The sequence below is a fragment of the Collinsella aerofaciens genome (assembly GCF_039752955.1).
Taxonomy (GTDB): Bacteria; Actinomycetota; Coriobacteriia; order Coriobacteriales; family Coriobacteriaceae; genus Collinsella; species Collinsella aerofaciens_BI.
Genome location: NZ_JBDMHB010000026.1, coordinates 1 through 20309, shown reverse-complemented (window position 1 = coordinate 20309; position 20309 = coordinate 1). Strand labels below are relative to the sequence as shown.

Below are 20309 nucleotides of genomic sequence, written 5' to 3'. Positions count from 1 at the left end.
TTCGTTTAGGCCGCGCGCTAGTGCTGAGCGACAACAACGCCCAGGCCATCGGGAATGACGGCCACCTTGGCATCGGCACCCTTCATCTCAAAGGCGAGCTTGAGCGCCTCCTCGAGGGTGTTGACCGGCGTCATGTGCATATCCTTAATCATCTGGTGATCGCACAGGTCGGTAACCATGATCACAGGGTGATGTGCCAGGATGCGGGCGAAAATCTGGCTCGTCCACTGATCGGGCAGGGTCTCGTCCTTGGGACGATCGATGCAGGCACGCTCAAACTCTGCCGGATCGTTGTCGGCGATGTTGTGATAGAAGCCCTCGCCACCGTGACCGTCGGCACAACCGGCAACGTCGATAATCACACCGCCCTCGGGAAGCGTGGCCTCGGCAGAGCACATGCCCTTCACGGCCTGGTAGATGTTCTGGTCGAGCGGGTAGCCGCCGTTGGTGGTGATGGCAATCTCGCACTCGACGGGCTCAACGCCGGCAAGGCTCTTCACGAACTCGCAGCCAGCCTCGTGTGCCTTGTGGATGTCACCGGCGAAGGAGCCGATGACCTCATGCTTGCCGTTGAGCACCACGTTCAGCACAAAGGCAAGGTGAGCCATCTCGGCAGCGGCAAACATGTCCTCGCTCACGTGGTTGTGGCACAGGTTGCCGGCGCGCGAATGAGAATCGTTCACAAACTGGCCGTTGTGGTTGTACATGATGGTCTTGTAGCTGGCGATGCCGGGCAGGACGGACTTGCGGCTGCCGGAGAAACCAGCAAAGAAGTGCGGCTCAATAAAGCCCTCGGCAAGCAGCAGATCGCAATCGACGGCAATCTTATTGATGATGCACTCGCCACCAGAAGGCAGGGTGCCGATCTTTTTCATCATGCTGTCGTCAGTCGCGACGTGCATAACGATTTCCTCGTTGGCAACGATCTCCTCGCCGTACTTGTTGACGAGCTCCTCGTGCGTCGACGGACGATGCATACCCGTAGCAACCAGAATACGCACGCGAGCCTCGGGCGCAGCGGAATGGATGTGATGCAGCAGAATAGGCATCGTCACACGCGAGGGAACGGGGCGCGTATGGTCGGAGCTAATGATGACAATATCCTTTTTGCCAGCACAAAGCTCCTCGAGCGAAGGCGAGCCATAAGGGTTGGCAAGCGACTCCTCTACCAGCTCTTCCTGCGATTTCGTGGTCTTAAACTCGTTTTGATGACCCTCCATCACACCCGCGAAGTTCTTATCCTCGAGCTCCAGATGCAACGTCTTGTGGTCAAACGGCAGTTCACATTCAAACAATAACGAGCGCCCTCTTCCTTTCAACTGACACACTAGATAAACCGTTGGAAGGATACGCCGCTCACCGAAAAACACCACCGTCCACCGACTCATTAACACAACGTTCATATTTGACCCACAACAAAACGGCCGCGATCCCAAACGGGACCGCGGCCGTCTGCCAAAGACACTATAGACAGGATGACTTACGCAGCGCCGAGGCAAACATCTACCCCGAGACGTACGCGCGTAAGCCATTTTGCATATATGCGTTAATTAATTGCATAAAATGGCGCATGGATTTCTAGCTGCAACAGGGTAGTGCCCTCCGGAGCGTGCATTTTTGCGAGTATTCAGCATCACGAAATCAGATTATGGGGCCAAGAGTCTTTTAAAAGGCAGAAAGCCCTCACGACTCATCCCGTCAGGACGACGTACTGCGATAAGCCATCCATATTTGAACATCGTTAGCCTCCAATTGGCGCGCAGAGGCATCAACAAAGGCAGCGAAAATCGGCTATCGCCTTATACATCAATCTTCGGCTGCTGAAAACTCCGTTTTTTGCACGTCGCCCCAAGCACCACCCTCAGCCAACGGCTAATCCGCCGAAGACCAGACATCGCAGGGCCCGCCATAGGTTTACTTTTAGGCAAACTCCGCAGGACGCAAGAAGCCCTCGCCGCACTCCACGCTATGCGCGAAGCGCACCATTCTTCTCCTCAGCTTTAATCCCAGAAGACCGAGGACGAAGGGACCCGATGGGTCTCCCTCTGAATGCATTCCGCAGCACGAAGCCCCCTTATCCGCAGCTCCGAAGGAGCAGGATAAGGGGGCTTCAAGTGCGAGGACGCATTCAGAGGGAAACCCATCGGGTCCCGGTGAGAGCCACAGGGCTATCGATTACCCCGTGTTCTGCAAACCTGCCGAGACGCCGGTCACAGTCGAAAGAATCAGGCTCATGTACTCGGCCTTCTTCTCCTCGGCCATCTCGTCCTGGTTCATACGCACCTCGCGAAGGGCGCGAACCTGGGCAATGGACAGGGCGTCGACATAGGGGTTACGGACGCGGACGGCGCAGCCGAGCACGCGGCGGCGCTGCAGCGGCCACTCGTCACCGACGATGGCAAGGACCCACTTACGCGTGAGCTGCATCTCGGTGAAGACCTTCTCGGACAGATCCTGGCGATCGCCCAGGTGCAGATACATCTTGGCGATGCGCTGATCGGTCTTGGCGATCGACATCTCGATGTTGTCGATAAAGGTGCGGAAGAACGGCCACTCCTGGTAGGCAGCCTTGAGCTGGTCAAGGTCGCCCAGCTGCTCGCAGGCGGTGCCCAGGCCATACCAAGCGGCCAGGTTAATGCGTGCCTGACTCCAGCTGAAGATCCACGGAATGGTACGCAGGTCGTCGAGCGACTTGGCGCCCAGGCCGCGCTTAGCGGGACGCGAGCCGATCGGCAGCAGACCGACCTCGGTCAGCGGCGTCACGGTCGAGAACCACGGTGTAAAGTCCTCGGTGTTCAGCAGGTCCAGATAGCGCTCGTGGCTTGCGGCGTTGAGCTTCTCGGCCATATCCCAGAACTTCTGCGTGGTCTCGGTGTTGGTCTTCTCGACACTCGGAGCCGACTGCAAAAGCGTTGCGGCGGCAACGGACTCAACATGGCGCTGAGCCAGCGTGCGGTTGCCGTAACGGGCAAAGATGACCTCGCCCTGCTCGGTGGGCTTAAAGAAGCAGTTGACCGAACCCTTGGGCTGGGCCAGCACGGCCTTGTTGGCCGGGCCGCCGCCACGGCCCACGGCACCGCCGCGACCGTGCATGAGCACCAGGTCGATATCGTTCTTCTCTGCCCACTTGGCGATGCGCTCCTGCGCGGAGTGCAGCGCGAGCATGGCCGTGGTAGGACCGGCGTCCTTGGAGGAGTCGGAGTAGCCCAGCATGACCTCCATGCGGCGGTTGGTCTGGGCAAGGCGCTTTTGCACCACGGGCAGCGTAAGCATCTGGTCGAGCACGTCGACGCAGCCCTCGAGGTCCTCGAGCTGCTCGAATAGCGGGATCACGTCGAGCTCGGGGACATCTTCCTCGTGTGCGAAGGACAGGTGGGCCAGCTCGAAGACGTCAGCCACATGCTGGGCGCTCTTGGTAAACGAGATGATGTAGCGGTGCGCCATCTTCTTGCCGTAGCGCTTTTGGATGGAGCCGATAGCGCGGAAGGTATCGATGACCTCGCGCGTCATGGGCTGCAGGTCGCCATGGATACCGTTCTCGTGGATATCCTTAAGGGCGCGGGCATGCACCACGGAGTGCTGACGGAACTCCATCTCGACCATATGGAAGCCGAAGGACTCGACCTGCCAGATGATGGTTTGGACCGGGCCGTAGGCAGCACGGACGGCACCGCAGGCGGCCAGCGAACGCTGGACGACGCGCAGGTCATCCAGGAACTCGTCGGCGCTGTGGTACATGGTGTCGGTGATACGACGGACGGTGGCGTTCAGGCGGTCGGCCATGACGAGCATGACGGCGCGATGCGGCTCGTGCTCGGAGATCAGCTCGGCGCGGGCCGTGTAACGAGGGCTCATCTCGACCTGATGGTTCCACAGGTTAATGAGCTCGGCCGACGGCTTGCTGTAGGTAGCCTCGAGCGTGAGGTTGCGGCCGATGTGGCGGCACTTGTCCTCGAGCTTGAGCACCATGTGCGTAAAGTACTTGGCGGCGACCTCACGGCTCACCTTGGCGGTGACGTTGGGGTTACCGTCGCGGTCGGAACCGATCCAGCTGCCGGGATGGAAGAACGCCGGGCACAGCGGCGGCACAGTACCGGCCTTGTCGCCCAGCACCCAATCGTCAAAACGACGATAGATAACGGGGATAACGTCGAACAGCGTGTTATCGAAGATGTCGATGATGGTATCGGCTTCCTCGACCGGCGTGGGCTTCTTGAGCGCGATGGGACTCGTACGCACCAGGGCGTCGATCTCCTGCAGCATATGGCGCTCGTTCTCCACCAGGTCGGAGCCGCCCAGACGCGGACGCTCCTCCAGCAGGTTGGAGATACGGCGGATCTTGCCCTCGACGGCCTTACGACGGGCCTCGGTGGGATGTGCGGTAAAGACAGGGTGGAACTCGAGCTTGTCGAGCAGCTCGTTGGCACCCTCGACACCCAGCTCATTCACCAGCTGGTGATAGGCAACGGTAAGCTCGTTGGCAGGATCGACCTCGGTATCGGTCGACGCACCGGCCTCGCGCTCGCGCAGCTGCGCCACACGGTAGTTCTCCTCCGACAGGTTTGCCAGATGGAAAAAGCTCGTAAAGGCGCGAACGATGACCTGCTGCTTATCGAGCGGCAGGCTGTCGACCAAATCGACGACCTCACGAAATGCCACGGCAGTGGGCTCGTCGGCGGTGGGCACGCCCTGCTCGTCGACGGCTTCGTCGGCAGCGCAGGTACCGGGGTTGCCGGCATTGACCACAATCTCGGCTGTCAAAATCTTGTCGAACAGGTCCGCGATCTCGGGATCATACTCGCTAAGCACACGGCGCTCCAGGCGCAAGAACAGCGCCAGATTGTCGCGCAGCTCCTCGGGGATCTCGATCTCGGCGAGACGCTCCCTGGACTCGGCATTCGAGCCGATTCGGTTAACGAGGCGGTTGACCACGGCAGCGACGCGCGCCGCGGCTTCGGGTACAGACTGGTTGCTTAGGTTCTCAGCCACGTTTCCTCCCATTCCTCCTTCTATGCACGTAACATGCGGTATTCATTATAGGCGCTTGAGAAATACTTTCGACACTGATTGCGCTTTACCACACAAAAGTATTTTCTGCATTGCAAAGGTTTTTGCCCTAAATGGTCGTATTTCTCGGTGGGCGGCATACGTAAACGGGGGCATTCCGCATAAAAGCGAAACACCCCCGTAACAATCGCTCTCCATGAGCAGGGCACGTTAGCAGGCCCGAAGCTCAAAAAGATGCGCTACAGGCGCTCGCGAACCGCCTCGACGACGTTGTCCAGATCGGCGAGCACCTCGTCATGGCTCTGCATGTCGCGCACTTTGACCTTGCCGGCGGCAAGCTCGTCGCCACCCAGGACCAAGATGAGCTTGGCGCCTACCTTGTCGGCCTGCTTAAACTGAGCCTTGAGCGAACGGCCCTGGTAGTCGGCCTCGGTCACGATACCTGCAGCGCGAAGCTCCTGCGTAATGGCGAAGACGTTCTGGCGCAACTCCTTGCCGGCGTTGGCGACGTAGACGCACGGGGCCTCATCGGCACCCAAATCGCTGCCAAAGGCCTGCAGGGCCAGCAGGGCGCGCTCAAAACCGACAGCAAAGCCGACGCCCGCCGTGGGCTTGCCACCCTCGAGCTCGACCAGGCCATCGTAGCGGCCGCCGCCGCCGATGGAGCCGACGCCGGCGCCAGGGGCCTCGACCTCAAAGACAGTACGGGTGTAGTAGTCCAGGCCGCGCACCAAGGTGGGATCCTCGACATACTCGATACCGGCGGCATCCAGATAGCGCTTGACCTGCTCGTAGTGCTCGCGGCACTCATCGCACAGGTTGTCACCCATCAGCGGAGCCTCGGCCATGATCTCGCGGCAGTGGTCGTTCTTGCAGTCGAAGGCACGCAGCGGGTTGAGCTCGGCGCGCTCGCGGCACTCATCGCACATCTCGTCGGCGTGATCGAGGATGAACTGCTTAACCTGCTCGCGATAAGCCGGACGGCACTGGGCGTCACCCATCGAGTTGATGAGCAGACGGAGCTTGGAAAGATCGAAGCCCAGACGCTTGTAGAACTCCATGAGCATGATGATGCACTCGGCGTCTGCCGCCGGATCGGGAGCGCCGAGCCACTCGATGCCCACCTGATGGAACTGGCGCAGGCGGCCCTTCTGGGGACGCTCGCCGCGGAACATGGCCTCGGCGTAGTAAGCCTTAAACGGCGTGGAACCCTGGGGCACCAGGTTGTTCTCCACGACGGCGCGCACCACACCGGCCGTGCCCTCGGGACGAAGGGCCAGGCGCTGCTTGGGCTTAAGCTTGGTGTCGGTGCCCTCGGTAAAGACGCGCTCCAGGTTGGCGCCGCTAAACACGCGGAACATCTCCTTGCGCACGACGTCGGTCGACTGGCCGATACCGTGGACAAACACGTCAACCTGCTCGATCGCGGGCGTCTCGATGGGCTTAAAGCCAAACGGCTCGAATACGCTGGCCGCAATCTGCTGCATCTTTTGCCAGGCGCGCATCTCGGCGCCGATAAGGTCGCGGGTTCCCTCCGCCTTCTGTGCCTGCATGGGCAAACACCTTTCTTTTGTATCGCGTCATAGGTAACGGTCATTATACGGCACAAACACAAACAGCGGCGGCGCGTCTGGCCGAACGAGGGTATGGGGACTCGTTCGGCCAGACGCGCCGCCGCTATTTGTGATCCCTTTTCCTCCGTCCCCTTCGGGTCACATGATCTGCTGGGGACGGAGGAAAACGGATCATTTCGTAGGCCCGTGGCCGCCTTGGAAACCGAATGATGGTACGAGCATCCATTCGGCTTCCAGGGCAGCCACAGACAGAACGGAGCGAACAGAAAAGAGCACGTAGACCTGCCATAGCTCACCGACAAAGCTCATGCCGGCAAGAACGGCAGAGGTGGCGATTACAGTGAGGGAGCCCAAAACGCGACCGCTTACTTTATCGGCAACATGACCGATCACAAGTGAGCCGATAACGCTCACCACGGTGGAGATGGCGTTGGAGATGTTGTACTGCGCAAGCGTGATGCCCAGGTCGCTGACGACGAGCGGCTGAAACAGGCTCATGCAGTTAACGAAAATCGTGTAACACGTGGCCATGATGACAAAGCCAGGCGCCGGTAGTGCCCAAGATTGCCTTGAAAGACAAGGGCATAGGCCTTATGGCCATGCCCGCAGGCTTGAAAGGCAAGGTTGGGTACTACCGGTGGTCGGCGATATAGCCCAAAGCGACCGCCGTGTAAGCCGCGGCACCAAGTGGCAGCTCGGCATCGCTAAAGCGCGCCTTGGGATGATGCTGGGCAAAGTGTTCGTCCGTATCGGTCACAGCCGCGCCGATCGTAAAGTATGCGCTCGGTATCTCACTCGAGATAAGCGCAAAGTCCTCGCTCGCCATGGCATGGAACAGCGGCAAGAAGGCGGCCTTGGGCAGCGTCGCACCCACGTAGCCAAGCGAAGCCTGGGTCACGTCGTCATCGAGCACGAGCGGGGGAACATCCGAGAGCGTCTCGATGGTGGCCGAAGTGCGATACGTTGCGGCCACGCCGTTGACGACCTCGGCGATACGCTCCTTGAGGTGCTCCATGAGCTCAACGTCAAAGCCGCGCAGCGTGCCTTCGAGCACACAAGTGTCGGGGATGACGTTGGCCGCTTGACCACCGGCAAACTTACCCACGGTCAGTGCGACCTCCTTGGCCGCCGGCACTTCGCGAGCGATAAGCTCCTGAAGCGCCAGATGCACATGGACGCCGGCCGTGATGGGGTCGATGCAGATCTCGGGGCTCGAGCCATGGCCGCCCTTGCCCTGAAGCGTAACGCGAAAACCGTACACGCCCGAGAGCGCCGGGCTGCCGTAGAGCACCAGGCCAAGCGACGACTGGCTATTGACATGCATGGCAAAGGCGGCCTGGGGGCTTGGGCTCTGCAGCAAACCGTCGACGATGGCAGCACGGGCACCCTCAAAGGTTTCCTCGCCCGGCTGGAACAGCAACTTAACCGTGGCGTTGGCGTCGAGAAGCTCGGACTCGCGGGCCTTGAGCATACGAGCCGCACCAAGCAGCGCCGTCGCGTGCATATCGTGACCGCAAGCATGCATGCAGCCATTGGTGGATGCAAAGGGCTCGCCGGATTCCTCGGCAACGGGAAGGGCATCCATGTCGCCGCGGAGCATGATGACCGTACCGGCCTGCTTGTCCGTGCACGTACCGTTACCCCGAGCAGCAGCTGCCGCGCCGGCACCGATAAGGCCAACGACACAGGAGCCGTCGACAAGCACGGCATAGGGAATATCCATCTCGTCCAGACGCGCCTGGATAAAGGCGGACGTCTGCGGAAGGTTGTTACCCAGCTCGGGCATCTGGTGTAGATCGTGTCGCCACACAGCAAGCTCGTCTGCAAAAGTCTGAGCTTCTGCAACAAGACCGTCACCGATAGCGGCCTGCGCCGCTGCGGTAGCCTTGGGCGCTGGTTGCGGTTGAAAATCGGACAAAGCTGGTGCCATAGATGCCCTCCAGTAACGTTTTTGCAGCAAGCACTTTGATAGCATAAAGTGCAAGGTACAACTTTAAGGGCGACGCATAAAAAATGCCGCCCCGGGAGGGCGGCGCAACAAGTTGTTTACAATTGCGGGCGCGGCTTTTTGCGCAAAAAATCGAAGTGAGTCTCACTCAAGATAATCGACAGGAAGATAAGCACGAAGCCGGCGAGCAGGCGCGAGGTGAGCGCCTCCCCCATCAGCAGCACCGAAAACAACACGCCCGAAGGCGACTCCATCGAAAGGAGCAGTGAGCCCGTCGAAGCCGGGACATGCGCCAGGCCGACGTTTTGGATGAGCAGAGCCACGCATGTGCAGCCCACCGAGAGAAACGCCATCACACCGATAAAGTTCGGCGTCCACACGGACAGAGGCGCCTGGGTCTCGAATAACAGCGACGTTGCCAGGCTCAGCACGCCGTTGCCCACAAACATCCAAAACGTGATGACGTTGATGTCCATTTTGCGACCGTACTTGGCGGTCACCGCCATCTGGATGGCGAAGAAGACCGCGCCTGCCAGCGTAATGACGTCACCGATGTTGAACTCGACGCTATCGAGCGCCACCAAGCCAATGCCCGCCAAGCACAGCAGTGCCGCGCCCAGGTTATAGCGGGTGAGTTTTTCTCCGCTCAGAAAATAGCTCGCGAACGGCACGAGGATGCAATACGTGCCCGTCAAAAAAGCATTCTTGCCCGCCGTAGTATATGCCAGACCGACCGTCTGCAACGCATAGGCCGCCCACATGAGCACGCCCATACTCAGGCCAACGATCAGATTGCGAGCGTTGAAATGTGCAGTGATGCGCTTGTGGAAGACGGCAAACATGACCAACGCTGCAGGCAGAAAGCGTACATAGAGCAGCTCGAACACCGGAATGGTGCCGAGTGCGTCCTTCATAGTGGTAAAGGAGTAGCCCCAGATGACCGCCACCGAAAGTAGCAAAACTTTCCAGAACAGCGGGGAGCGTGCGCCGGCGCCCCTGGGAATACCGCCCGCGCCCAAATCCTCACGGGCCACAGGGCTATCGGGCATGTTTTCGATTTCGTTGGCAGCGTATTGGGCCATGGAACATCCTCACACTCAATCTGGGCGTGGTGTCCGCACGCGTATGGCTGCGTGCCGCCTCATGGTCAAATAAAAACGGGGCGCACCGGACCCCCGGCACGCCCCGCTACTGTAGCAACAACCAAGCAGCCCACGCAATCCAGCCCACTAAAGCGTCGGCAGAGTAAACCTCGATGTTTCGTCGATGTCACGCTGTTGCACTAAATAAGTTTCGTGCTTTCAAGCTTTTCGATGATCCAGTCGTTGGCTTTGATGACCGGGCGGCGGAAGATGACGCCCAGGGCCAGCGACGGAATCAGATAGCTCGCCAGAATACCCAGCTCAACCCAGTACTCCATATGGTAGGCGCCAGCCATGGCGGCATGCATGGCGTTGATGCCGTGAGTGAACGGCAAGAACGGATAGATCGCCTGGAACACAGGGCCGGTCATCTCGATGGGGAACGTGCCGCCCGAACCGCCGACCTGCATGACCAACAGCACGACTGCAAGCGCCTTGCCGATATCGCCAAACGAAACCGTAAGCGTGTAGACGATATTGGAGAACACGAGACTCGCGACCCAGCCCGCTAGCACAAACTGCAGCGGGTTGTCGCACTGAATGCCAAAGAACAGAATGTCGCCCGCGCACACGAGCGTTGCCTGCAGCAGAGCCAAACCGCCAAAGAACAGGTAACGACCCAGATAGATCTCGTGCAGGCGCACGGGGATGAGCTCGTTGATGAGCTCATCGTCAACCGAGACCTTCATCATGGCCGCCAGCACGATCGAGCCGACCCAGAGCGACAGAATCGTGTAGAACGGCGCCATGGCCGAGCCGTAGTTGCGGATCGGATAGACCGGCTTGCGATCGAGCGCGACGGGGCCGGAAAGCGACACGGCCAGACCCTCGGGATCGTTGCCAATCATCGTCTTGATCGTGGCGAGGTCATCCGACATCAAGGCGCCGTCGAGCTCGTCCTTAAACGCACTGATCTTGTCCGACGCCTCGCCCAGCTGATTAGAAGCCTTGTTGACCAGCTTTGCAGCCTTGGAGAGGCCCTTTGCCAGCGAACCGGATGCGTCGGTCAGGCCGCCTACGGCGCTATCCAGGTCGCCCGAGATGCCATCAAGCGAGTCCAGAATGCCCGAAACCGTCTTCTTGAGCTCCTTGGCCTTAACCGAGAACGTGGAATCGTAATCGGATTTGGCACCCGCGATGCCGGCCTTGGCATCAGCGATGGCCTGATCGACCTCGGCACGCGAGTTGTTGACCTCGGCCATGCTATCGGAGAGAGACTTCGCGGTAGCCGCCAGATCCTTGGCATTGTTGCGGTACTCAACGGCGATTCTGCCCAGCGACGTCGCGGCGGACTTGAGGCCGTCCTTCAAATTCTCATCGCTCACCTGGTCGGCAAGGCTGCGGAGCTGATCGGCCATCGCATCGATATCCTTGGCGCGCGCATTGAGGGCCGCAGCGGCATCGTTGAGTTGGGACACCGTAAGGTCGACATGCTGGTTTGCGGTGTCGAACGCCTTCGCGAGCTCGGCAGACACATTGTCGAACGAACCAGCACTTCCATCGATTGCGGCATCGATGGCATCGTTTGCCGCCTTAAGCGCTTCTTTGGAATCATCGATACCGCTTTTGGCATGTTCCATGAGCTGCTTTGTCGACTCATCGACGGCACCGGTCTGCTTGAGCATGCCGCTCGCCGACGTCAGCGAATCGGACGTGGAGCTCAAAATGCCCGCCAGCGACGAAGCATTTGCCTGAACGCCTCGCAGGTCCTCAATCGAATCGCCGAGCGTCGAGGACAGGTTAGCGATAAAGTTGCTGACCTGGTCGGTGCTCATGTAATCGAGCAGGCTGGACACCGTCTTAAGACCGATGCTCGTAATGGTCTCGGTAAAAGTTTCGTTAACCTGGCTCTGGACGGCGCTCGAACCCTTCTCGGTCACGATCTGCGCAATGGCGTTGGCCTTCTGATTCTCGTAGAACTCGATATCGGCATGCTTCACGTCGGTCGAGAAAAGCGTCATCATGTCAGCGCTAAACGTTTTGGGGATAACGACGGCAGCATAGTACGCGCCCGACTTAACGCCCTCGATAGCCTTTTCGCGATTGTTGAGCACAACCCAATCGAAGCCCTCGTTGCCGCGTAGGGTGGCGGTCACGTTTTCGCCCACGTTAACCTCGACGGGGATCAAATCGCTCTCGTAACCCTCATCGGTGTTGACCACGGCGATCTTAAGATTGCCGGTGTTGCCGTACGGATCCCAGCTGCCGGCGATGTTAAACCACGCGTACAGACACGGTACGATAATGAGGCCCATCACGACAACCAAGCCGATCACGGAGCGAGACACGTTTTGGACATCGCGCTTAAACAGATGCAGGATGTTCTTCATTTATGCCTCACCTCCTTTGGAGTGCTTGCCAAGCGCGGTGGTATCTCCATCATTTGTGGCTGTGCTGTCGCTGCCCTGAGATTTATGGTGCGAGCCGATATGCGGCAAGCGGCCCGTGGACTGATCGCCGCCCTTGGCACCACGCTCGCTGGCGTTGAGGCCAAACATGTGGCGGGCGGCAGGAATGGCGGCCGTGTGTTCGCGCATCTCGCGACGCAGGTCCTCATCCGAAAGCGCCGAGATGCGCATCTGGGTATTGAGGCTCGCTCGGATATATTCGATATTGATAAGCCAGCCGCAGATGGCAATAACCGAGATGATCCAAATGACAAGCAGGATGATCTTGCCGTTATTGTCGATATCGAGAACCGTCGACAGGACAAAGAGCAGGACCTGAACGCCCACCACGGCGGCAAAACCGCCCTTGATGTAGTACGGGTAGCGATGTTCAAAGGCGACCGCATGATCGAGCAGTTCGCGACGGTACGAATCGGAATCGAGCATGACGCGCATGGCCGTGCGCAGCGAGTAGCGCTGGCGCGGCAGGTCGTTGGACTCGCAAATCATCATACCGGTCGTGGAGAGCTGTTTATCAAAGAGCAGGTTAAGGTTGAGCAGCAGCGGACGCAGCTGCAGGCCGATAAAGAGCGCCACGATCAAGAACACGCCCAGAATGCACAGGTTAAACAGGTAGTTGAACGAATACATGCCGCCGACCGTCTCGCGCAGCAGATTGATGCCGTAGGTAAAGGGCAGCAGCGGGTGCAGCCACTGGAAGAAGCCGGGCATCATCTCGATGGGGTACATGCCCGACGAACCCGGGATCTGCACGATGACGAGAATGACGCCGATAGCCTTGCCGATATGCTTAAACGTGGTGGACAGCGCATAGATGATATTGACGTAGGTGAACGAAATGGCGATGCCGCCCAGCACGAACAGCAGCGGGCTGACGCACTGCACGCCAATCACCAGATCGCCTACCGTAACGATGATGGCCTGCAACGCGCCCAGGATCACCATGAGCAACCAGCGGCCAAAGTAGCCTTGGCGCGCCGTAAAGCTGCCAACACCTTCACGGTCGACCTCGAGCTTGTAAATGGCGATGAGCACATAGCCGCCCACCCAAAGCGCCAGATTGGTGTAGAAGGGAGCGATGCCCGAGCCAAAGCTCTTGACCGGATAGATTGACTTGGACGTCAACTCAACCGGAGACGCCATGAAATCTGCCACGTCATTGACATCGACGCCCATCAGATCGGCCAGCTCGCCCATGGACTCGGAGGTCTGCAGCGCCGCGATGTCATTGGCGGCGGTTGCAAGCTTGTCCTGGACCTTGGCAAGCGAGGAATCGGTCTGGGACAGCGTGGTCTTGGCCTGGCCGAGCGTAGCGCTAAGCTGCGCCAACGTGCCGCGCGCATTTGCAAGTGTAGGTGTCATACCCGAGACGATACCGGTCAGGTCGCCCGAAACGGCAGCAAAAGAGTCGAGCGCGCTCGAGGCCTTCGGCAGCGCGTTTTGGCCCAAGTCCGTCTGGGCTTGGCCAAGGTTGGTCGCACCGGTATGAATTGCGTTATTGATAGCGTCACTGGCACCCGAAACAGCCGCTGCGTCATTCGCCATGGCGCTCGACTGCGCGGACAGACCGTCCTTGATGCTCTGAAGCTTTTCATTCTGCTCTCGAAGCAAATCGATGGTCGATACAATGCGCGCGTCAATTTCCTCGGAACCTGTCGACGTGTCATTGGCGAGAATCTCTAAGTGCCCGATAACGGCCTTATTGTGGTCGATCGTCGCTTGGAGAGACTCGAGCGAGTTGTCGATACGGGTGGTCGTAGATGTGACCGTGCCCGTCAGCTTGCCGATGGCAGCGTTCGCAGAGGCTGACGTCTTGGTGAGCGCAAGGCTGCCTTCCGAGAGCGCCTTGGAGAGCGAGGCGACAGAGTTGCCCGCCGTGGCGCGAGCCTCGCCCAGCAGGTCATTGCCCTGGGAGATCGCCTGCGTCAGCGACGGCGCCTGACCCTGCAGACCGGCAAGTGCCGCATCTGCCGAGGCAATGGAACCACTCGTCTTATCGATGGCGGCATTCATGTCGCCAATCGAATCACGCACTTCGCCCAACGTATCGGAAGCCTCTGATACCGAACCGGCCAACGAATCCTGAGTCTGGGTTGCCTTGTCCTTTAAATCGACTCCGGCATCCTTGGCAATACTGGCAACGGTCTCGCCCACCGTGGAGACAAATTCCGAGTTGATCTGCTCCTCGATGGTGTTTGCACCGGTGTCGGTAACCTTGGGCGCAATAGCGCTCTTCTTCTCATTGACGTAGTACGTAAGCTTGGGCTGATGGTAGTTGCCGTCGAGCATCGAAACCAGGTTATCCGAGAAGTTCTTGGGGACTACGATGGCCGCATAGTACTCACCGCTCTCGACGCCCTCTTTGGCATCGGCCGCAGAATCGACGAAGGTCCAGCCCAGCTGATCGTTCTCCTTGAGCTGATCGACGACCTGATCGCCCGCGTTGAGCTCGCCCACCAGGTCGTTTTGGGTGCCCCGATCGTTGTTGGCGATGGCAATCTTGATGCCCTGGGTGTTTCCGTACGGATCCCAGTTGGCCACGATGTTGTACCAGGCATACAGCGAGGGAATAACGCACACGCCAAGGGTAACCACCAAGGCGACGGGGTTCACAAGCAGTCGCTTAATGTCGCGCTTAAATATCGCAAAGGAGACCTTTGCATTGGATAGTTTGCTGCCGAGACTCACGCTTGGACCATCCATCCTGTCGTTGAATCGAATCGTACTATCGACAACCATTGTAGTAGGCGCTTTAACGTCTCAAAGCACAATGGTGTTGAGTTTTGCGGGTAGCAATATACTACGAAGATGAGTTAACGTACAGTTGTACAGTATCTTAAATTTCAGCAGGTCACAAAACCACAACCCGCACAAATAAATGATCCCTTGGGGACGGAGGGATCATTCAAAAGGAAACGAGAGTGGAAAATCTCTCACTTCAAGCCCGCATTCGAGCCAAAAGTGGGAGATTATCCACTCTCGTTCTAATCTAGTTACGGTGCCGTATCCCCGAACTACATCAAGTTGCAAACAGCTGCTGCGAAGGCAACGGGGTCCTCGGGCAGAATGCCCTCGACCAGCAGGGCCTGGTCATAGAGCAAACCGGAGTACTGCTTGATCTTGTCGGCGTCGCCCGCCTTCTGAGCGGCGACGAGCTTGGAAAAGACCGGGTGCTTGGCGTTGAGCTCGAGCACGCGCTGGCTCTTGGGCATACCGTCGGGCGCGCCCTCGGGACCCTTCTGGAGCACCTTCTCCATCTCGAGCGAAAGCGGGCCCTCGGTGGTGATGCACGCGGGAGCATCGGTCAGGCGCGCAGAGACGGCAACCTTCTCGACCTTGTCGCCGAGTGCCTCCTTCATGGCGTTAAAGAGGTCCTCGTTCTCCTTGGTGGCGTCCTCGGCCTCCTTTTTCTCGTCCTCGGTCGCCAGGTCAAGATCACCGGTTGCGACGTTCTTGAGCTCCAGGTGACGATCCTCAACCTCGGGCTCGGCACCATCGGCCACGGCCTTCTCGGCAGCCTCGCGGGCGGCATCGTCCTCGTAGATCTTGGGCATATCAGCGGCAACGTACTCACGCATAGCCTGGAAGGTGAACTCATCCACGTCCTGCGTCAGCAGCAGCACGTCATAGCCGCGGTCGAGCACGCCCTTTACCACGGGCATCTTGGCCAAGCGCTCACGCGAGTCGCCGGCGGCGTAGTAGATGGCCTTCTGATCCTCGGGCATGCCCTTGGCATACTCGGCCAGGGTAATCATCTTCTGTTCCTTGGCAGACCAGAACAGCAACAGATCGGCGAGCTCATCGGCCTTCATGCCATAGCTCGAGTAGATGCCGTACTTAAGACCGCGGCCAAAGTTCTCAAAGAACTTCTCGTAGGCCTCGCGGTCGTTGTCACGCATATCCTCAAGGTCGGCGGTGATCTTCTTTTCCACACGCTTGGCGATGGCCTTGAGCTGACGGTTCTGCTGCAGCGTCTCACGCGAGATGTTGAGCGACACATCGGCGGAATCCACGACGCCGCGGACAAAGTTGTAGTAGTCGGGCAGCAGGTCGTCGCACTTCTCCATGATCAGGACGTTGGAGCTGTAGAGTGCCAGACCCTTCTCGTAATCCTTGCTGTACAGATCGAACGGCGCGCGGCCCGGCACAAACAGCAGGGCATCGTACTCGAGCGTGCCCTCGGCATGGAAGCTGATGGTGCGCGCAGGATCGTCAAAGTCGTGGAACGTGGACTTGTAGAACTCGTCGTAGTCCTTCTGCTCGACATCGGAGCTGTGCTTCTTCCAGATCGGCGTCATGGAGTTGACGGTCTCGAGCTCCTGGTAGTCCTCGTACTCGGGCGTGTAGTCATCGCCAGCATCCTCGGGCTTGGGCTTCTGGCGGCTCTTGGACACCATCATCTGGATCGGGTAACGCACATAGTTACTGTACTGCTGAATTAGGCTCTTGAGGCCCCACTCGGTCAGGAAGCGATCGTAGGTCTCGGCCTCGCCGTCGGCATCGAGCTTCTCGTTCTCGCGCAGCGTCAGGATGACATCGGTACCGTGCTCGGCACGCTCGCCGTCCTCGATGGTGTAGCCCTCAAGACCGTCGGATTCCCACACATGGGCGACATCCTCGCCGTAGGCGCGGCTGACGACCTTCACATGGCTGGCGACCATAAAAGCCGAGTAGAAGCCCACGCCAAACTGGCCGATGATGTCGACATCGGAGCCCTGCTGCTCGGCGTTCTCGGTCTTAAACTCCTCGGAGCCGGAATGGGCGATGGTGCCCAGATTGCGCTCGAGCTCCTCGGCGGTCATGCCAATGCCGTTATCCGAGATGGTAATGGTGCGGGCGTCTTTATCAAAGGAGACGCGAATGGCCAGGTCGCCCTGGTTGATCTTGACGCTCGGATCCTGCAGGCTCTTAAAGTTGAGCTTGTCGACGGCGTCGCTCGCGTTAGAGATAAGCTCGCGCAGGAAGATTTCCTTATTGGTGTAGATGGAGTTGATCATGAGGTCGAGCAGTTTTTTGCTCTCGGTCTTAAATTGACGCATGTGCAGTCCTTTCGCGCTACCCCCGTCCGCAAAAACGGCCCGGTTGCCCGAGCCGCATCGCAGACCTGCTATGTTCAGACTTAGATTTTATAACCCAATAGCGCGCATATATACATACGGAATCGAAAAACTGTATGTCCGAGCGCTCCAATGCGTCAATTGCCAAGGAGTGTCCCCAGCTGCCGGCAGAAAAGGAACGTCCCTATCTGCCATCTACGCGCTTGGCCATCCAGACATGGGGCTGGCCCTCGTCTTCGTAATCTACCGGGGCAATTTGCGTGTAGCCCGCCTTTGCATAGAGCGGCAACACGTATTCCTGCGCATGCAGCTTAATAAGCTTAGCGCCGGCATCGCGTGCACACGAAGCACTGGCCTCGACGATCGCACTCGCCAGTCCGCGACGACGCATAGCCGGCAGCACGGCGACGCGCCCCATAATGTAGGCCTCCCCCGCCGCAACGCCTTCGTCCATGTCGCATGCCGGCAACACCGGGGCCTCTGCGTCAGCCACGCGCTCAAGCTCCTCGGGAAACACGCGCGAGCAACCGGCAAGCTCGCCGTCTACATAGAGCGTCACATGAATGCAGTTCTGATCCTCGTCGATAGCGTCGAACTCATTCTCGTAGCCCTGCTCGTCCATAAAAACGACGCGGCGCACCAACGCCGCGTCATCAAAGCATCCCGTCTTAAGTTGGATATCCATGGCTGCCCTTTCATTCAATGCGAACGTTAGGGACAGATATTAGCGAAAATGAGCTCCGCGCACGCTAAACTTCGCGCGAGCCTTCGCCAGGCAGTCGTAATGACCCACGTTATGGGCATCGCTCGCGATGAAGCTGTACAGGTTCTGATCGAACAGGCGCTGTGCCGGCTTTTTTTCGCGACCAAAGCGACCGCCGGCAATAAAGTCCGCCGAAGCCTGCAGCTTGCAGCCCATATCGACCAGGCGCTCCGCCACGCTTACATCCTTTTGAACCGCACGATAGCGCTCAGGATGAGCGATGATCACCTGGTAGCCACGGCACTGCAAATCGTAAATCGTGTTCTCGTACTCTCTAAACGCATACGCATCGGCATGCGTCGAAAGCTCGAGCAGAAACTCGTTGGTTCCATCGAAATGCAAGTGCTCCGCGGCATCGATACCAAGTTCAACGAGCTTTCGATGGTTGACCTCGAAGCCCATCTGGAGCGGAAAACCGTCAGCGTTATCACGCAGCAGTTCAAAGGCATCCCACATCTTGTCGTAATCAAAATAGGGATCACGGCAGTGAGGAGTGCAAACGATTCTGGTTACACCGGCCCGCTTGGCAGCCTCGAGCATCGCCAAGCTCTCATCGAGATCGGCGGCGCCGTCGTCTACACCCGGCAAGATATGGCAATGAATGTCACGCATAGGTCAGCCTTAATCAACTAAACGTTTGCTCGGTTGGTGAAGATGCCCTTTTTGGAAGTCCCCTGATCGTCCGAGCCCTTCTTCACCTTCTTACCGTCCTTGGTGTAGTAGGAGTAGTAGTACTCGCTGGTCTCGGTCTCGCAGTAGTTCATAACGGTACCGATGAGCTTGACCTTTTCGGACTTCTTAAGCTGGCCGATAGCGTTGAGTGCCTCCTCGCGCTTGGTGAAGTCCTCGCGCACCACGAACAGCGTACCGTCGGTCAGGCTGGCAATCTCGGCAGCATCGATGAAGGTGCCGACCGGGGGAGCATCAAAGATGACGTACTGGAACTTGGCGGACAGTGCCTTTACCAACTTGGCAAAGCGGTGAGAGACAATGATGTCGGCAGGATTGGGAATATGCGGCTCGGCATCAAGGAAGTAGAAGTTCTTCTGACCCGTCTCGACAATTGCCTGGTCAATGGAGATCTGCTCGGAAAGGACCGCATAGAGTCCGCCGCGCGAACGAACGCCGAGCATATCGGAAAGGGACCTGCGGCGCATATCGGCCTCGACCAGGAGCACGGACTTGCCGCTCGTGGCGATAGCCTGGGCAAGGTTGATGGAAACCGTAGACTTGCCCTCGTTGGGAATCGAGGACGTGACGGTAATAGTGCGAATGGGGTCGTCCACGCTCGCAAAGCGGATGTTGGCCAGAAGGGTCTTGGCGGCATTCTGTACAACGAGCTTATCGGTGTTCTTTGCCTTAGCCATGCCTATTTACCACCTTTCATAGCCGGAATTCGGCCAACAACGGGAATGCCCAGGAGCTCTTCTGCCTCTTCGGCACCGCGGATGCGGGTATTGAGCATGTCTGCCAAAACGACATAGGCGACTGCGATAAAGATACCGGCGAGGAACGCGACAGCAACGTACAGCATACGCTTGGGACCGCTGGGGGCTTCGGGGGTCTTAGCCTCGTCGATAACGTTGATGCTCTGGGCAGCGCCGACGTTCTGAGCGACCGTACTCACCGAGCTGGCCATGGCCTTTGCGACCTTAGCCGTCTCCTTGGCATCGGTGCCGGTAACCGAAAGCGTAATGACACGCGTGGTGGTCTCGGAGGAAACAGACACCTTGTAGTCATCCAGATCGGTGAGGCCCAGTTCATTGGCTGCGCCGCTCTTAACGCTATCGCTATCCAGCAGCGTGGCGATATCGTTGGAAAGCATCTGACTCGCCGAGAGATCGTTGTAGCTCATCTGACCGCTATCGTCGGTCTTGGCGAGAATGTACATGCTCGTCGTCGCGGTATAGGTGTTGTCCATCGCAACGAAGGACACGATGCCCATGGCGATCGCGCAGACCACCGGAAGGGTGATGACCAGCTGAAGGTGCTTCTTCAGCAGCTGGAACAGTTCGAGAAGGGTCATGCAGCTTGCCTTTCATTTCCCCAGTTCGGATTGACAAAACTGTCCGTATGTTATCGCATCTTTTTACCGAGACCAAACTCTATACATAAGAAACAGGCTCTCCTGTAAAAATGTCGGAAGCAATCGTAAAATTGCACAACAACGCCGCACCCGAAAGTCAAATGCGGCGTCTGCATCAATATCTATGTTATATCGCTATGCGAATGGCTCGTCCTGCTGTATGGGAAACGTCACCGTAATGGTGGTTCCCACGCCCAACTCGCTCGACAGATCGAGCGTGGCGTGATGATACAGGGCCGCATGCTTGACAATGGCAAGCCCCAGACCGGTTCCGCCGCGTGCCTTGGACCTACTCTTGTCCACGCGGTAGAACCGCTCAAATAC

The 20309-nt window shown here is 58.5% G+C and carries 14 protein-coding genes; all 14 read right to left on the bottom strand.

The features are described 5' to 3' along the window. Positions 1–17 precede the first annotated feature (17 nt). Positions 18–1295 (bottom strand): nickel-dependent lactate racemase, encoded by a 1278-nt coding sequence (gene larA / locus ABHR75_RS06825; protein WP_195234153.1) that lies wholly within the window; start codon positions 1293–1295, stop codon positions 18–20. Positions 1296–2175: 880 nt separating this feature from the next. Next, complete coding sequence (locus ABHR75_RS06820) at positions 2176–4989, bottom strand: phosphoenolpyruvate carboxylase (RefSeq protein ID WP_430392723.1); 2814 nt, start codon at positions 4987–4989, stop codon at positions 2176–2178. A gap of 257 nt (positions 4990–5246) precedes the next feature. Next, the gene (gene hisS / locus ABHR75_RS06815; RefSeq protein WP_217107544.1) at positions 5247–6560 is read right to left on the bottom strand and encodes a histidine--tRNA ligase; all 1314 of its coding nucleotides are present in this window, start codon (positions 6558–6560) and stop codon (positions 5247–5249) included. Between the two features lie 192 nt (positions 6561–6752). Beyond that, positions 6753–7079, bottom strand: coding sequence for a hypothetical protein (locus tag ABHR75_RS06810; protein WP_195543831.1), 327 nt, complete (start codon positions 7077–7079; stop codon positions 6753–6755). A 133-nt stretch (positions 7080–7212) separates the two neighbouring features. Further along, complete coding sequence (locus ABHR75_RS06805; RefSeq protein ID WP_346963941.1) at positions 7213–8499, bottom strand: M20 family metallopeptidase; 1287 nt, start codon at positions 8497–8499, stop codon at positions 7213–7215. A 128-nt stretch (positions 8500–8627) separates the two neighbouring features. Continuing rightward, the gene (locus ABHR75_RS06800) at positions 8628–9611 is read right to left on the bottom strand and encodes a DMT family transporter (protein ID WP_346963940.1); all 984 of its coding nucleotides are present in this window, start codon (positions 9609–9611) and stop codon (positions 8628–8630) included. 200 nt (positions 9612–9811) lie between these two features. Next, complete coding sequence (locus tag ABHR75_RS06795) at positions 9812–12001, bottom strand: YhgE/Pip family protein (protein WP_346963939.1); 2190 nt, start codon at positions 11999–12001, stop codon at positions 9812–9814. Beyond that, on the bottom strand, positions 12002–14767 hold the full coding sequence (locus ABHR75_RS06790; protein WP_346963938.1) for a YhgE/Pip family protein: 2766 nt from the start codon (positions 14765–14767) through the stop codon (positions 12002–12004). It lies immediately after the preceding gene. A gap of 326 nt (positions 14768–15093) precedes the next feature. Beyond that, the gene (gene htpG, locus ABHR75_RS06785) at positions 15094–17118 is read right to left on the bottom strand and encodes a molecular chaperone HtpG (RefSeq protein ID WP_138374565.1); all 2025 of its coding nucleotides are present in this window, start codon (positions 17116–17118) and stop codon (positions 15094–15096) included. Between the two features lie 202 nt (positions 17119–17320). Continuing rightward, positions 17321–17821, bottom strand: coding sequence for a GNAT family N-acetyltransferase (locus ABHR75_RS06780; RefSeq protein ID WP_138114010.1), 501 nt, complete (start codon positions 17819–17821; stop codon positions 17321–17323). Positions 17822–17860: 39 nt separating this feature from the next. After that, complete coding sequence (locus ABHR75_RS06775; RefSeq protein ID WP_022094060.1) at positions 17861–18511, bottom strand: tyrosine-protein phosphatase; 651 nt, start codon at positions 18509–18511, stop codon at positions 17861–17863. Positions 18512–18528: 17 nt separating this feature from the next. After that, positions 18529–19266 (bottom strand): CpsD/CapB family tyrosine-protein kinase, encoded by a 738-nt coding sequence (locus tag ABHR75_RS06770; protein ID WP_055309657.1) that lies wholly within the window; start codon positions 19264–19266, stop codon positions 18529–18531. 2 nt (positions 19267–19268) lie between these two features. After that, positions 19269–19925, bottom strand: coding sequence for a YveK family protein (locus ABHR75_RS06765; RefSeq protein WP_022094058.1), 657 nt, complete (start codon positions 19923–19925; stop codon positions 19269–19271). Positions 19926–20120: 195 nt separating this feature from the next. Next, a partial coding sequence (locus ABHR75_RS06760; protein ID WP_346963937.1) for an ATP-binding protein occupies positions 20121–20309 on the bottom strand: 189 nt, incomplete at its 5' end.

Bases quoted from the DNA above. Each gene is read 5' to 3' on its own strand.
- ABHR75_RS06780 (WP_138114010.1), bottom strand. From the start codon at position 17,821: ATGGATATCCAACTTAAGACGGGATGCTTTGATGACGCGGCGTTGGTG.
- ABHR75_RS06765 (WP_022094058.1), bottom strand. From the start codon at position 19,925: ATGACCCTTCTCGAACTGTTCCAGCTGCTGAAGAAGCACCTTCAGCTG.
- htpG (WP_138374565.1), bottom strand. From the start codon at position 17,118: ATGCGTCAATTTAAGACCGAGAGCAAAAAACTGCTCGACCTCATGATC.
- ABHR75_RS06775 (WP_022094060.1), bottom strand. From the start codon at position 18,511: ATGCGTGACATTCATTGCCATATCTTGCCGGGTGTAGACGACGGCGCC.
- ABHR75_RS06810 (WP_195543831.1), bottom strand. From the start codon at position 7,079: ATGAGCCTGTTTCAGCCGCTCGTCGTCAGCGACCTGGGCATCACGCTT.
- hisS (WP_217107544.1), bottom strand. From the start codon at position 6,560: ATGCAGGCACAGAAGGCGGAGGGAACCCGCGACCTTATCGGCGCCGAG.
- ABHR75_RS06795 (WP_346963939.1), bottom strand. From the start codon at position 12,001: ATGAAGAACATCCTGCATCTGTTTAAGCGCGATGTCCAAAACGTGTCT.
- ABHR75_RS06770 (WP_055309657.1), bottom strand. From the start codon at position 19,266: ATGGCTAAGGCAAAGAACACCGATAAGCTCGTTGTACAGAATGCCGCC.
- ABHR75_RS06800 (WP_346963940.1), bottom strand. From the start codon at position 9,611: ATGGCCCAATACGCTGCCAACGAAATCGAAAACATGCCCGATAGCCCT.